The sequence below is a fragment of the Marinobacterium iners genome (assembly GCF_017310015.1).
GTDB classification, from domain to species: Bacteria; Pseudomonadota; Gammaproteobacteria; order Pseudomonadales; family Balneatricaceae; genus Marinobacterium; species Marinobacterium iners.
In genome coordinates, this window is record NZ_CP022297.1 from 833,336 (window position 1) to 847,638 (window position 14,303).

A 14,303-nucleotide genomic window follows, 5' to 3' on the forward strand; every position below is an offset into this window, starting at 1 on the left:
GTGAATGAACTGAAAGCCTATTTCCACCTTACCCTGGGCCCGGTTCAGGGTTTTGTTGCACAGGCACGTCGTACGCGGGACTTCTGGGCGGGGTCTTTCCTGCTGTCCTGGCTCTCCAGCGTGGCGATGGCATCGGCTCAAAAGCAGGGTGGTGTGATCAATTTTCCGATTCCTGATGACCACTTCATGGCTGCGTTGAAAGGTGAAGCTAAAAACAATCCGCCCCAGCAGGGCAGCGTGCCCAACCGGTTTAAAACCCTTGAGGTCCAAGTCGATCAGCACTTTGACCCTCAACGGGTTGTCACTGATATGCAAGCGGCTTGGAGGGCACTTTGTGAGCACATCTGGCAGCGTGATATGGTGCCGACGCTTGGCAGCGATTCAAAGCAGGAGCAGATAACCAAACAGATCTGGCATCGTCAGTTGCACCACTACTGGGAGATCAACTGGTGTCTGGCTGATGAGGCTCATGTTAGCAATATGTTGGATCGCAGAAAAAACTGGCGCTCACATACATTACCGCCTGAGCCTGGGGTTAAGTGTATGATGATGGAAGGGTTTCAGGAGCTTTCCGGGCTTGAATACCCGGATCAGAAAAAGCTCGACAATTTCTGGCAGCGGATACGTCGTTCAGTTAAGTCTGGAACGAGCGACCTGCGCCCGGGTGAGTGTCTGAGTGCCCTTGGTTTTGTGAAACGCCGATTTGTGCGCCACTTTAAGGACTTTCAGGGTACCTTGCCATCCGGCCAAGCCATTTCGGGCTGGCCGCTGCCAGCTCAGGTGCCATCGGTGGCGCATATTGCCGCCGCTCCCTGGTATGCAGCGGTGCTTGAAAACGCTCAGTTAGACAAAGATGTCGATCAAGCACTGAACCGTTTTTATGATGTGGCCGAGCAGTTGGTCGATTTCAGTGAAACCGCCAACCCCATTCAGCGTGTGGACTCAGCCATAAAGAGGACGGGCTATCACAAGGAGTGGGCAGGTCTTGATGGCAATGTATTTCACGTCAGTCAATTAGAGAACAGCAAACTTTTTGATGACGATCCTGGCACTCAACGTAAGGCAAAGTCGATGCTGAGCGCGCTGAATGAGCTGCGCCAGAGCACAGGTCTGCCAGAGGCAAGTAGCTTCTATGCAGTGCTCATTATGGATGGCGACAGTCTGGGCAGTCAGATGAGTGACCCTGACAAGCAGGAGGCTATCTCCAAGGGGCTTAACAACTTCACGACCGGTGTACCATCCATTGTGCAGGATCAGGATGGCTTTCTGGTCTATGCCGGTGGTGATGATGTGTTGGCGCTGGTGTGCCTCGATAAAGCAGTAGAGCTGGCCTTGCAGTTGCGTAATTTCTACGCAGAGTGTTTTGCACAACAGAACAAGAATCTGAGCACTGACAAGCAGATCACTACCAGCCTGTCGGGGGCGATTGAGTTCTGCCATATGAAGACGCCGCTGACTTTTGTACTCGGTGACTCTCATAGCTTGCTGGATGATATCGCCAAGGATAGAACCGGACGTGATGCGCTGGCGGTTCGCGTCTGGAAACCCGGGGGCCTCCACCTTGAATGGTCACAACCTTGGCAATATTTGATAGATCAGGCGCAGCAGACCGGTAATCTGCTGTCTGATGTAGTCAAAATGTTTTCCGAGCGTGAGCAGAACAGCCCGTTCACCAATAAGTTCATTTTCAAGGCTGAGGAGATGTTGCAGCGTTTGCCGCAGCAGCTGTTGAAGGCAGAGCAGGATGAGGAGCTGCTGGCAAAAATGCTGCAGGCCGAACTGGTTCACTCAGGGCTTGATCTCAACCAGAATAGCCGTAATAAACAGCAGATTTTGGATGAGCTGTTGCAGCCTCTGATCGCACTAGCTACCCCTCATGTGCGTAAAACGGATGATCAGGGGCGCTTTAAAGAGCTGAAACCACAACACCGTTTTGACGCAGATGCACTCAAGCTGGTGCGTTTCTTGACCCAGGAGTCAATTTGTCAGCCTATGCAAGAAAACAAGGAGGTGCACGCATGACACTGCGTTGGTCATTGCAACCTGTTGATAGCTGGTTCTTCCGTGAGGCCCGCTCCCATGATGCGGTTGGTGTAGGGCAGTTGAATTCGATATTTCCGCCCCCTGCCACCACCCTTGCCGGTGCTATTCGCACCTCTATGGGCGATCATCTTGGCGTTGATTGGCATGAGTTTAATATCAACAATGGCAAACACCATGAGCTTTTGGGGGAAGGCAACAACCTGGGCTTACTGAATATTGCAGCGATACAGGTCGTTGTTGATGGGGAGCCTGTCTATCCGGCCCCTCAGGATCTTCTCAAAGGCGCAGATCAAAATGATCCGCTGTACCGACTTAAAATTGGTGCTCCGGTGCGCTGTGACCTCGGTTATGTCGCCATGCCTGAGATGGATGCCCCAGCTGGCAGTAAACCACTCGAAAACCACTGGATTACGGCCAAGGGGTTGCAGCAGTGGCTGACGGGTGGACTGCCGGATAAATCTGAGCTAATCGCGCAAAGTGAGTTGATTACCAGTGAGGCGCGTCTCGGTATCGGCCGAATCAATAAACTAGGGGTTGTTGATAAAGACAATGGGCTGCTTTACCAGACCCGACATTTACGTCCGACCGGTGAAAAACAGTTCAGCATTGATGTGTACCTGCAGGGGATCAGTGACGATCTGGCCCAGCAGTTACCAGAGTCAACCAGCCTGCGTTTGGGTGGGGAAGGGCGCGAAGCCGCTGTCGCCATTACAAGTGCCGATTTGCCTGCAGTCAAGCTGCCGGATATGCCAACCTGTAAAAAGGCCCGTGGAGTTGTGCTGTATCTGACAAGTCCCGCCAACCTCAATAGCGACGCGGCGAATGCTGCCTGGTGTCTGCCTGGTTTTACCCCGGTTAAAAATGAGCGCGGTGAGATAACACACTGGATCGGTGAACTGGCCGGTGTTGCACTGAAACTGGTTAGCTGTGTGCTGCCAAGGCCGGAACGTTTGGGTGGCTGGGATCAAAAACTGCGTAAACCCAAACCCCTGATCTCGCTGGCTGCCGCTGGCAGTCTCTACTACTGCGAGTTGCAGCACCCTGACCTGCAGCCACTGACGCCCGAGTTGCTGCTAACGCTGCAGCAACAACCGATCGGCACTGATACCAGTTTGGGCTATGGCCGTCTGTTGGCCGGCCTCTGGTTGAACTGATCAACAGCTACCCAGTATTACACAGTCTTACATAAGGATATAAACATGACCGCGATTGCCCATCAGATTGTTGGTTTGACCTGCGAAACCCCCATGCATGCCGGTGGCGGCAGCAAGGAAGAGGTGATCGACCTGCCGATTCAGAAAGAAGCACATACTAACTGGCCCTGCGTTTATGGCTCATCGATGAAGGGGGCGCTGCGTGCACGCGCAGAAACGCAGGTGAAGATGGATGCTTCATTGATCGCACAAGCGTTCGGCCCTGATACCCTCAACGCCAGCGAACACGCCGGTGCATTGCTGGTCAGTGATGCCCGTTTGCTGTTGTTGCCAGTGCGTTCGTTGACCAGCCATTTCAAACTGGTGACGTGCCCGGCCTTACTGGCCCGCCTGCTGGCTGATCTGGCACGCACGGGCAACGCACAAATGTTTAAGGTACCTGCTGTGGCGGCCGATCGGGCGATCAGTCCTGATTGCCAGGGGAGAGATGAGATCTACCTGGAAGAATTTAGCTTCGCGCTATCTGACTGGGCTGATGCAGATGGTTGGATTGAACTGTTGCTGAATCTGATTGCCGCCGTGCCAGGTGTGAGCCGTGGCGATCAGAAAGCCGAGTTACAAAAACAGCTGGTAGTGATCGACAACGACAGCTTTCGACACCTAAGTCAGGCCGCCCTGCCGGTGCTGCCGCATATCGCCATCAATAGTGAGACCAAAACCGTGCGTAACGGCGCACTTTGGTATGAAGAAAATCTGCCGGCTGAAACCCTGCTGTACACGGTGCTTGGCTGCCAGCCTTCGCGCAAAAAAGGTGCTAACACCAGCGCCGCTGAGCTCTTGAAAGCGGTAACAGGACAGCTGTTCGGTCAGCCCTACATTCAGATTGGCGGTAACGAAACCACCGGCATGGGCTGGTGCCGTGTTGCACTGCCACAGCTGGCACAAGGAGGTGAGTAATGGCCAAGTATAAGAAAAATATTAAACAGCCTGCACCTGTTGTTGTATCGACTGCGAGTATTTCATCGGATCAAAGGCCTTTACCCCAACTGCTTGAGCAGCACCGAGCCGAATTTGCGCTCAAACAGATTCAGGCCGCTGTAAATCGTCCGGAAGAGGGCAAATACAAACACAGTCAGGTGAAAAGTTTTTGTCGTCGTTTTCCCGGTATGGTGCAGAGCAACGGCTTTGGACAGGCAGTCGCGTTTTTCTACTCAAAGCGTAATGACTACCCTGCGTATGGCGTGATCTATCAACTGGTTGAAGACTGGCTGTGCCAGGACAGCAAGGTTTACGCTGCCTTTGCTGAAGCCCAGGCACCACGGCTGTTGAAAGCGATTACCGAAAGCGACCAGCACGCCTATCGCTTGGCCACCGCTGAAACGCAGGCATTGATGATCTGGGTGAAGAAGTTTGCCGAGGGATTGATCCTGAAAGATGAGGAGGCCTACTGATGCTACCCCTCTATAATTGGCAGACGCATGCGATTCCTTCGGGTGAGGATGCTCAGCGCCAGATTCAGCATAGGGGCTGTCATCCCGGCCTCTGGTTTGAGCGGTTTTTTAATCAGTATGATGATGAATTCGCGATTAGGGATACGGCAAAAAGCAGTTTCATTAAGGGATTAGCTGGTGGCTGTGGCAATGCTCAGGCCTTGCAGCAAGCGTACCTGCGGCAGTCCGCGCTGGTGAAGGCGTGCAGTGGGGTAACAATTACCCTGCAGGCAGACTGGCATTTTGCCACCGGGCTGGGTAACCCGCATCCGGTGGAGAATGGATTTCTACTTCACCCAACACTGGCCGCGCCTTATTTGCCTGGCAGCAGTGTCAAGGGACTAGTACGCAGCTGGCTGGAGCAGAATCTCGGTGACAAGGCAGGCATGCTGTTTCACTGTCTGTTTGGCAGCGAAGATAAGGACCCCACTAAATGTCAGCAGGATTTTCAGGCTGGTGATGTGATTTTTTTTGATGCACTACCGGTACTGCCGGCCACGCTGCTCTTAGATACTATGACCCCGCACATGGGAGGTTGGTACGAAAAGGGCGGTACAGAGGATGTATCCATGGCTGCCAACCAGCCTGCCGACTGGCATGATCCCGTACCTGTGCCCTTTTTGGCGGCCAAAGAGCTGGTGCTGATGTTCAGTTTTGCACCTAGGAAAAGGGATGCTGATTCTGACCAGTTGATGCGACTTGTCGGCAAGGCGTTGCAGGATGCTTTGTTCCATGCTGGAGCCGGAGCCAAGACGGCAGCGGGTTATGGTGGTTTTAGCACGCTGGATGAGAAAAAACAGCGTGAGTTGCAACAGCTCGATGCCCGTCTGGCAGAGCAGCTTGAGGAACAGCGAAAGGCTGCGCAATTGGCGCAACTTTCACCAGAAGCCCAGGTGGTTGAGGGGCTTAAAGAGGACGCTAAGAAAAAAGAAAATCAAACGCCCGGTCAGTCCAACGATTTCCTTGTCAGGCTGAAGCAGGCACTTGAGTTGGCACAGCACTGGCCTGATGATGAGCGTGATGCACTATTGATTTTTTATAATGATTATAAAAAATTCATCAGTAAAAAACGAGAGAAAGAGTTTAAAGCGCTTGCCAATGCACTCAAAAATATATAGATATTTTTAACTAAGATAAGCCTCAGCTCATATTCCCAATGTATATGAGCTGAGCCGATCTGAGCTATAGGATCCTTGGGTCATACTTATTCTCAGCTTCCTTAATATTGTCCTTTTAAAAGCATCTGAAATAAAGCCATAATCTGTGCTTGTCCGCCCCACGCCTGGCGCACATTATTGGGATCCAGAATGCGGCAATGGCCCGTAACGCTGTTGCGCTGTACACGCCACCCATCACAGCTTGCGAGGTCATTCCACCAGAACTCGCCACCCATTGTCGGTGTTTTAACGTTTGGCAAAAGGCCCAGGCGGTTGATCAGGTGGGACAGGCTGCCAGAATTCCCAGTGCAATTGTAAGAGTCTTTGGGTTCCTGAGCCATCTCCTCGGTGTGTGCTCAAACAGTTTGAGTCGTGTTGTGTGCTTTAATCGGTTCAAGATAGGCCTGAAAAAATTGTGTGTATCACGCTGATTCACACAGTAACGCGGCCTGCAGCTCTGCAAGATCAACTTCTCGTTCATGCATTTGGCTGACGAGAAACTGAATGTCGGCTTGATGTTTTTCATCAAGCAGTTGTTGGCAGTCTGCCATCAGCTGGCGAATATCCCGCTTTGTCATATCGGCCAGTTCGTGTGCGAAGCTGTAGCGCTGTGTACTGGCGGCAGACTCAGAAATGCACGGCTTCGTATCGATGACAGTATCCGGTATCTTGATTGGATCGGAGGCTGCATTTAAATCGTCATTAGCGGCTTTATCTGGGGCCGGATTTTTTTCCTTCTGCGAATCGTTTGATGCAACATCAGCCTTGTTATCCTCTGCAGTCTCCGGTTGAGTTGAGCCTTCCGGCATATCTATGGCTTTAACCGAAGCGCCGGATTTTAACGACAGTATACGGTCGTACTCGAGCACAGTGGGCAGCATGAAGTTAAGATTTTCAGCAATCTGCTTTTGAGTCTGTTTGATCAGCCCGGGTGGTATAAAGATTCCTGTACCAAAAGATTCAATGGCGCGATCAATCTCGGCCCGAATTTTCTTTTTCCGGAATGCCTGTATATTTTCACCCAAAAGCTCAGTTTGGCTGGATTCGACCATTCTCATTTCCTCTTCCTTGAAACTATCCAGTGAATTTCGAAAGACTTTAATCAGTCGCTCAGTCACTTTTGCCATGGCCTCTATACTGGCTTTCTTGGCATTTGCCTTGCGGACAGAGCGGGGTATTTCTGTCTGTATGCCCGGTTCAGCCCGGTTTTTTTGTTTATACGCGCAGCGGATTTCAGCCAGAAAATTCTCTAAGCTCCGGTGATCTGAAGGTGTAGACGAAGTAAAAAACACCTGATCTATTCCTTCGATCGTGACCTTCAAATGATTGTTGGAAGACTTTTCGTAGCGAAACGGAGTCTCCCCTACAATTTTTGCAATCCCTTTTATCGCCGAACGCTGGTAGGGCGTGTAGCTTCGCTTGTTGCACATATCAATTATCCCTCTTGAAATGGCTCAATGGTGTCCCCCAGCGTGCAGGCGCACAGCGCAATACTGGCATCATCGCCGGTTGTGCCCTTGGTAAATGCCTCGGAGTTCAACAGCCGGGTTAGCTCCCTGCGCTTCAATGTCTGCTGGCGCAGTGCATGCAGCCAGCTACCCACCTGTCCAGAAACCCTGCGTCCATCATTGGAGACCAGGCGGTCAGCCGCGCCGTCACTCATGGCAGCAAAGCCGGTAATATAGATGCCGCTACACATGCCGGTTTGAACATCGGTGGGCTGAAGGCTGTTATCAATAAACGTAGTAGAGTTGGCAAACTCGCCTTTGCCTACTTCGCCAAGAGTACTCAAGGTAGATTGTAAAGCATCATCCTGGTGACTCATGGATTCGGTTATCAGCGCGCCGTCACCCACCTTGACCCATAACAAGCGTTTTTGTCCACGCACCATCAGCAACAACGTACAGCGAAAGTCCTTCAGTGCGCGGCGGTGCTGTACCGCCAAATCATCCAGGATCCCTTTTGCATGCTTCACCAGCAGCAAACCAAAATTGCGAGCTTCACTTTCCTGTGGCGTATTCGGCTGATCCAACAGTAATGCGACTTGCTGTTCCAGAGTGTGTAGCAAACGTATCAGCCCAGTAGTAACGGCCTGAGAGCCAATCTCGGACACGGCAGAACTGCCGGCGCCATCCGCAACGATCGCAACTGGTCGCGGGTTGCTAACGGCAATCGCACTATCCTGACAGGGTAGGGGTGGGTTTGCATCTCGGTGTGCAAGCCCAGTCACCATTTCAAAACAGCCATGCCATTGCTGACCTGATTGTATCGGCTGAGTTTGTTTGGTTTTTTCTTCAGGCGCGTCATTGCAGTTCTGCGGGTCGGAGGTGCCCCTGGGGTTAACCTCCGAAGATTCGGTATCACCTCCCTTTGCCGAAAGGGGTGATTTGCGACGAAGGCTGGCAGCACTTATGACCGGATTGGTTCCAGTAACGCGTTGTTTGGACACAGGTGCTGTCTCAGTATGCACGGCTGCTACTTCGGTTTCTGTTACTGTTGGTTTTACAGGCATGCGACGGGCCTTTTTCTTTCGGACTGGGTGTTTACTCATCGTATTTGCTTCGCGTCTCAACTCAACTCGGCTCTGCTTAATCTAAGCGGTGATCATGACTCGGTTAAGCTGGCACTTGTGCCTCGGTACTGCTTTGATTTGGGTTCCGCTGGCTGAATGGCAGTATCGTGCCAGCCTTTATCCATCTCCTTTCGGTACAGCAACATTGTTTCCAGCCATTCATCCAAGCTGGTGCGCTTTGATGGATTATCTGCACCTTCGGTAAATGTGCTGATAAACTGCGTTTTCAGCCGATGGGGCATGTGGCTCCAGATGTTGTACCAAGGGCCTCGAGGGATACCCCGGTTGCCGATTCCGTACGCAAAATTGCCCCGTTTAAGGTTGGTAACCGGGTCATCACCGCCAACAATATCGTAGGGGTGACGTCCCAACATCAGGCACTTGAACAAGATAATTGCCAGGGAAAAGGCTTCACTTTCACGTGTGCGCTTAAGCTTGGAGAACTGTTGACCATGCTGCTCTTTAGGCGTCATATCAGGTGTGCCGACTGGACAGGGATAAAGCGTGCCCTGAGCCTGCAACTGGTAACTGTCACAATCAATCAGGGTTATCCTGTCACTGGCAGGATCGCAGAGAATGTTGTGCAGGTTATAGTCACCGATCATGACACCAAGGCTTTGCAGTTCCTTTAGCCGTTGCAAAAGGTTGATGAGGTAGGCGGTAATACCTCGGCGATCCACGCCCGGAAAGTGACGCTTATAAAGCACAGCGTGCGCCAGATTGAACATGGGTTTGCCATCCGCTTTATACATGGCATAGCCGACCCAGCGCTTATCCGCATCAAATACACTGATTAATGGCCAGCTAACTCCGGTCTGCTGGCTGAAGCCAGGGATAGCACGCATAGCCTCGACTTTTTGCTGCAGTTTGTCGCCACGTTTGGACAGCTCTTTCAGGTGATATAGCTTCACCAGTACCTCATCGCGGTTGGCCAATGGGTAGATGACCCCTTCCCCACCTTCAGCGAGCTGGGGAGCAAGTGTCTGTGGCTTGCCCAGAGCATCAAAGACAGTTGTTACTCGTTTCATAAGCACCTCATGCTGCTGTTGGTGGGTAATGACCCTGTCAGCAGATAAGTCTACTGACAGGTGAAAGGGGTCAGATGCTGGCCCAGCCATCCATGGGAGGCAGGTCAACCGATGATGTCGTCGATGCAGATTGAGACACCCGACTCATACTGGCGGAGAGCCACTGGAAGAACTCACTGAACTTGAGCCCATCCAGCATGACAGCAGGCCGATGTGAGAACTCACCCAGTGCCGCAAGGCTTGCACCCTCAACTCCAACCGCCAAGGAAACCAGCTTACCTTCCGCTGAAAGCTGCTTTGCCCTCGCCGCGGCAGCACGCCATTGATCAGTAGGTACTCCATCGCTGATCATCACCAGCCATGGCTGGTAGTAGGGCACGCCGTTTTGCTTGTACTGCTTTTTGCGCTCGGCCAAGTTATCCAGTGCCAAGTCAACGGCTGCGCCCAGTGGAGTCGCCCCTCCGGCGGAAAAGTGCCCGCAACCCTCGACATTAAGAGCGTTGGTAAACGGCAGTTCCTCGCAAATCTGGCCGCCTGCCGTGATGACACTAATGTCGACACTGCAAGCTGCAACCTCATCCGCGTGCACAGCCTGCAAAAAGTGCTGCAACCCAGCGTTAAGCTGCTGGATTGGAGCACCGCTCATGGATGCCGAAGTATCCAGCACAACCGTGCAAGCACAGCGTGGCGACGGGTTCTCGATCAGATCGTTTTGGATGGCGAGTTCGTTGCGGGCCATGGTGTTACCTCGTGTTGTGGTTGAAAAACAGGACTGTGGCTGACTCACGCATGTGACCGACTGACTCAGCGTGTCGGCCAAAAAATCCAGTAAACTCATCTGTCCTCCTTGTTCATGCCAAAGGTTGATAACGCTTTCGACATACAGTCGCACGCCTGCAGTGGCAAAGGGCGGCTGGCAAGCTTGCTAGCTACCTAGATTGCAGTGTTGGTCGTGTCGTTGCTGGTGACGGCAACTATCCCACATGCCATTTGCCAATGGTCGCAAACAAATTTGTGAGACAAGAGAACAGAGGAGTGAGCCCAAAAGGGGCTCGCCCTTGGTTACTGCAAGGATGAACAGAAAGAGAGTTAGCCCTGAAACAGGCAAAATGGTGGTAGAAAAGGAAGGTCGCCCTGGCTATTGGAGGCTGACCTTTAATGCTCCCAGGCCAAACGATGTTTTGCCGCCACCATGCAGGGCGAGGCCATTAGCGATTAATGCCCCAAACCAGTCTGGAAACGCATCTTCGCTGCGAATACGAAAATGCCCGATGACTCCTGTCAGCGGATGGCGAGTATGTTGGCGGTTGGAGTGGCGTATCCAGGATGAGTCCTCAAGCTGAGTTTTAACATGCAAGCTATCGGCAAAGGCCAAAATTTCCCTATTAGCGGGTAGAGACAGTTCAAGATCAAAGTGCTCACAGATGATTCGCTGCCGGTGTGCCAGTCCGATCAACACGTCATGAATACTGAATGTTTTGGATGTAAGCGCTTTTCCCTTGCGTTTAATCAGCCACGGCGTTGCCAGCTTCAATTCCAGGTGTGTCAGTCCTGAAGGTAGTGCAAGCTTTTCGGCCGACCACGACTTCAGCACACAAGGAGTCAGGGGCGTGCCCAGTCCGTGCTCCAGCCCTTGTGCGAGCGCCTGTTGTACTCCACTCTGCACGACAGGGGACAAGCCGATAAAATGGAGCAGGAAGGAGAAGTATTCGGTATGTGCTAAACGTCTTGAATGATCAAGCGGCGTCAGTAATACCGCCGGAATACCATCCTGGCCGTTGCGGCGGTAACCCTCAAACAGGTGAGCATACAAACAGTCAGGACGATGAGCAGTAGCGTTTTTACACAGGCAAAAACGTGATAGCAATGCATGCCCCAGAACCCCGCGAAGCATGCTGCCTGGGTGTTCAGGCAGTTCCAGCGTAGTTGATGGCTGCACATCGATTTTCAGGCTCGTAATTGCAGGGTGGGGGAAATAGTAGTGCGGTTGATTTCGTGCATCCATACAACTTGATCCTGAGCTCCATTGCAGCTGTGAATCTACCTTTTCCATCATGGTGTGTAAATCCAGTATCGCTTTGCATACAACAACGGAGATTCAAAGCTGCGTTAGGGCGCATAGCTATTGAATCCTCATCAGAATACGGGGTAACCTACATGTGCTCTCGGACTGGGAGGCCCGCAATGCTCAAGGTTACATCTGGTCAAATATTGGCCAACTTTTTGGTTAAAAAACAATCAGTAAAAAGCAGGTCTTATCTGCCTGATTTGATTGGAAAAAATATTTGGTTGGAGTCCGAGAGCTACCCCGACACCGGAGGGGATTAAGACGCGTATTCATCATAACGATAAAGTATTGTTTGAAGTCCGAGAGCTACCCCGACACCGGAGGGGATTAAGACGATCGTCACGCCCTCCAGTCCTTCTGCAACTATGTCCGAGAGCTACCCCGACACCGGAGGGGATTAAGACATTGTCGCAAGTGTCACAACGCCAAGAATATCCGTCCGAGAGCTACCCCGACACCGGAGGGGATTAAGACGGGTTGATGTAGACCGGAGGCTGGGTATGCCCGTCCGAGAGCTACCCCGACACCGGAGGGGATTAAGACACCACTCTACACTCGGAACATCGGCTTTAATAGTCCGAGAGCTACCCCGACACCGGAGGGGATTAAGACCTGAGCTGCGCCAGTCGCCCTCGCCAGTAGGACGTCCGAGAGCTACCCCGACACCGGAGGGGATTAAGACAGCTCTAAGTCAGCTAAGAATTCCTTTTCATATGTCCGAGAGCTACCCCGACACCGGAGGGGATTAAGACGGAAGGTGCGACGGCCGTCCTTGCTGTGCTGGGTCCGAGAGCTACCCCGACACCGGAGGGGATTAAGACTCCATCATGTCGTCGATGGTGATGGTGGTGGTGGTCCGAGAGCTACCCCGACACCGGAGGGGATTAAGACGACTCATCGATCTCTAACAGCTCCATCTCTTCGTCCGAGAGCTACCCCGACACCGGAGGGGATTAAGACAGTTCTAAGTCGGCAAGGAACTCTTTCTCGTAGGTCCGAGAGCTACCCCGACACCGGAGGGGATTAAGACCCATGAGGCTACTGCACAAGGGTCATTCGGCAAGGTCCGAGAGCTACCCCGACACCGGAGGGGATTAAGACACCCAGCCTTCGCCGGGTATGTAGCTTACTATTGTCCGAGAGCTACCCCGACACCGGAGGGGATTAAGACCTGCACACCCAGCAGAGATGATACGACTGCTGCGTCCGAGAGCTACCCCGACACCGGAGGGGATTAAGACCTAAGACTGTATTCCTGTACACATGGAAGGCGTCCGAGAGCTACCCCGACACCGGAGGGGATTAAGACAGTTCGATCTCTTTGAGTTCGAGGTCAGCTAAGTCCGAGAGCTACCCCGACACCGGAGGGGATTAAGACGCTGCGATGAAGGCCTGCTGAATCCAGGACAACGCTTTCTTGTCCTGCGCTTCTTCAATCCGCACAATGCCCTTGTATCCCAAACCGGATGGTTGACGGAGCTTGATATATCCAGAGGGCATTGGTGCCATGAATCCGATTACTTACATTTGCATCGCATCTGAGTTCAACGTGCCTGAGCTTGAAGCCTGCCTTGCTGTTCAGCCTTCGGATCTAGTGTTAATCGTCAGCAACTTTGAAAAAGCCCGCCAAGGTGCCCAGCGGCTTGCATCAACCGTGCAGGGCGCGATTCCCAGAATCAGGGTACATCGCCCTGATGAGCCCGACTCTTTCGATGGCGAAGACATTCTCGCTGTTCAGCATTGGGTTGCCACTACGTTGATTCCATATCTTGCTGAGCATACCCCCGCTCACAATCAACAGATTCTGAATTTTACCGGCGGTACCAAGGCCCTGAGCTTGGCACTGATTACTAACCTGAATTGCCGATATCTGCACTATAAAGGGATGGGTAAGAGCCGTATCCAAGTGCTGCAGCAAGATGGTCAGCAACTGCTGAGCGGTAGTGGTGATATTGAGCCGGTAACAGCAACGCCTCTGCAGGTCGCTCAGTTGTATGCAGGTGATGTCAAAATTGGGACAGGGCTGCGGGGACAAGAAGAGCTGACCTCCGCATTAGCCAACAATATCTGGAGGGCATTGAAAGAAGAGGATGCTGGGCTGTTGCAGCTGTTTAATGCCTTGGACCGAATCTGGTCAGAGGGACGTGGTACAGCCGCTTTCTCTGACAGTAGTTTGGCGTTTTCGCTTGATGAATTGCTCCAAGGGCAGGTGCCGGAGTCTACCTTGGTGGGATGGCTGAACCGGTTGGCACAACTGAATACGCATTACTTTTGCCTGCAGCAAAACCGGATCACCATTCCGGGCAATGGCGCCAGAAAGCAGGGTAAATACCTGCGCCGTTGGATCAGTGGTGAATGGTTGGAAGAGTTGGCAGTCAATTGGCTGCAGCAGGGCGGTATGCCGGCAGCGCACATTGCCCGTGGTGTGATAGCGGACAGCAAGGCGAGCAATCTGTCTGAGTCCGGCCGTGAAACAGACCTTTTTGTTCACCATCGCGGTAGAAGTTATCTGGTCGAAATCAAGGCTGACCTGCCTCATGATGCCAATATGCGCTCGGCTGAACACCAATTGGCCAGCCTGGGCGATCGTTTTGGTAAAACTCAAAAGGTGTTGTTCATCGGCCCTCAATTGCAGCATAAGCTGATTGAGGATCAGCGCTGGCATCTTATTGAAGCACGTTTCAGTGGCAGTGGTATCCTGTTAGCCTTTGACAGATCCAGTTTGCTGCGAGCATTTGGTCTTGCAGCTGAGTCTGGAGTCTGAGCCATGCCGGCTTTACTGCTGCTTCGT

Annotated in this window: 12 protein-coding genes and 1 CRISPR repeat array; of the genes, 6 read left to right on the forward strand and 6 right to left on the reverse strand. The window is 52.5% G+C overall.

Annotated elements, in window-relative coordinates; translation table 11 throughout:
- From CFI10_RS04075 to cmr6, 5 genes are read left to right on the forward strand one after another with little or no spacing between them, the layout of a single operon-like run.
- Nucleotides 1-2,022, forward strand: a complete 2,022-nt coding sequence (locus CFI10_RS04075; protein WP_206839695.1) for a Cas10/Cmr2 second palm domain-containing protein — start codon at nucleotides 1-3, stop codon at nucleotides 2,020-2,022.
- Nucleotides 2,019-3,197: a type III-B CRISPR module-associated Cmr3 family protein gene (locus CFI10_RS04080; protein WP_206839704.1), complete on the forward strand. Its 1,179-nt coding sequence runs from the start codon at nucleotides 2,019-2,021 to the stop codon at nucleotides 3,195-3,197. Before CFI10_RS04075 ends, CFI10_RS04080 begins: the two co-directional genes overlap by 4 nt.
- A 45-nt stretch (nucleotides 3,198-3,242) precedes the next feature.
- The gene (gene cmr4, locus CFI10_RS04085; RefSeq protein ID WP_206839706.1) at nucleotides 3,243-4,154 is read left to right on the forward strand and encodes a type III-B CRISPR module RAMP protein Cmr4; all 912 of its coding nucleotides are present in this window, start codon (nucleotides 3,243-3,245) and stop codon (nucleotides 4,152-4,154) included.
- Entirely contained in the window at nucleotides 4,154-4,648 is a 495-nt protein-coding gene (gene cmr5 / locus CFI10_RS04090; RefSeq protein ID WP_206839708.1) for a type III-B CRISPR module-associated protein Cmr5, read from the forward strand. Before cmr4 ends, cmr5 begins: the two co-directional genes overlap by 1 nt.
- Nucleotides 4,648-5,805 (forward strand): type III-B CRISPR module RAMP protein Cmr6, encoded by a 1,158-nt coding sequence (gene cmr6 / locus CFI10_RS04095; RefSeq protein WP_206839710.1) that lies wholly within the window; start codon nucleotides 4,648-4,650, stop codon nucleotides 5,803-5,805. Before cmr5 ends, cmr6 begins: the two co-directional genes overlap by 1 nt.
- Before the next feature lie 101 nt (nucleotides 5,806-5,906).
- Here cmr6 and CFI10_RS04100 read toward each other — a convergent pair whose 3' ends face one another.
- The 6 genes from CFI10_RS04100 to CFI10_RS04125 form a co-directional block, all read right to left on the reverse strand.
- On the reverse strand, nucleotides 5,907-6,185 hold the full coding sequence (locus tag CFI10_RS04100; protein WP_206842322.1) for a hypothetical protein: 279 nt from the start codon (nucleotides 6,183-6,185) through the stop codon (nucleotides 5,907-5,909).
- An 81-nt stretch (nucleotides 6,186-6,266) separates the two neighbouring features.
- Entirely contained in the window at nucleotides 6,267-7,274 is a 1,008-nt protein-coding gene (locus tag CFI10_RS04105) for a hypothetical protein (protein WP_206839712.1), read from the reverse strand.
- A 5-nt stretch (nucleotides 7,275-7,279) separates the two neighbouring features.
- The gene (locus CFI10_RS04110) at nucleotides 7,280-8,395 is read right to left on the reverse strand and encodes a protein phosphatase 2C domain-containing protein (RefSeq protein WP_341868545.1); all 1,116 of its coding nucleotides are present in this window, start codon (nucleotides 8,393-8,395) and stop codon (nucleotides 7,280-7,282) included.
- 53 nt (nucleotides 8,396-8,448) lie between these two features.
- A complete protein-coding gene (locus CFI10_RS04115; RefSeq protein ID WP_206839724.1) occupies nucleotides 8,449-9,444 on the reverse strand; it encodes a kinase in 996 nt (331 codons plus the stop codon).
- A 70-nt stretch (nucleotides 9,445-9,514) separates the two neighbouring features.
- Nucleotides 9,515-10,282 (reverse strand): vWA domain-containing protein, encoded by a 768-nt coding sequence (locus CFI10_RS04120; RefSeq protein WP_242530101.1) that lies wholly within the window; start codon nucleotides 10,280-10,282, stop codon nucleotides 9,515-9,517.
- Between the two features lie 300 nt (nucleotides 10,283-10,582).
- On the reverse strand, nucleotides 10,583-11,449 hold the full coding sequence (locus tag CFI10_RS04125; RefSeq protein WP_206839726.1) for a hypothetical protein: 867 nt from the start codon (nucleotides 11,447-11,449) through the stop codon (nucleotides 10,583-10,585).
- A gap of 289 nt (nucleotides 11,450-11,738) precedes the next feature.
- Nucleotides 11,739-12,890: direct repeats of the CRISPR family, unit length 37 nt; unit sequence GTCCGAGAGCTACCCCGACACCGGAGGGGATTAAGAC.
- Nucleotides 12,891-13,019: 129 nt separating this feature from the next.
- Between CFI10_RS04125 and CFI10_RS04130 the strand changes: the two genes are divergently transcribed.
- On the forward strand, nucleotides 13,020-14,276 hold the full coding sequence (locus CFI10_RS04130) for a PDDEXK family nuclease (RefSeq protein ID WP_206839728.1): 1,257 nt from the start codon (nucleotides 13,020-13,022) through the stop codon (nucleotides 14,274-14,276).
- Nucleotides 14,277-14,303: the final 27 nt, after the last annotated feature.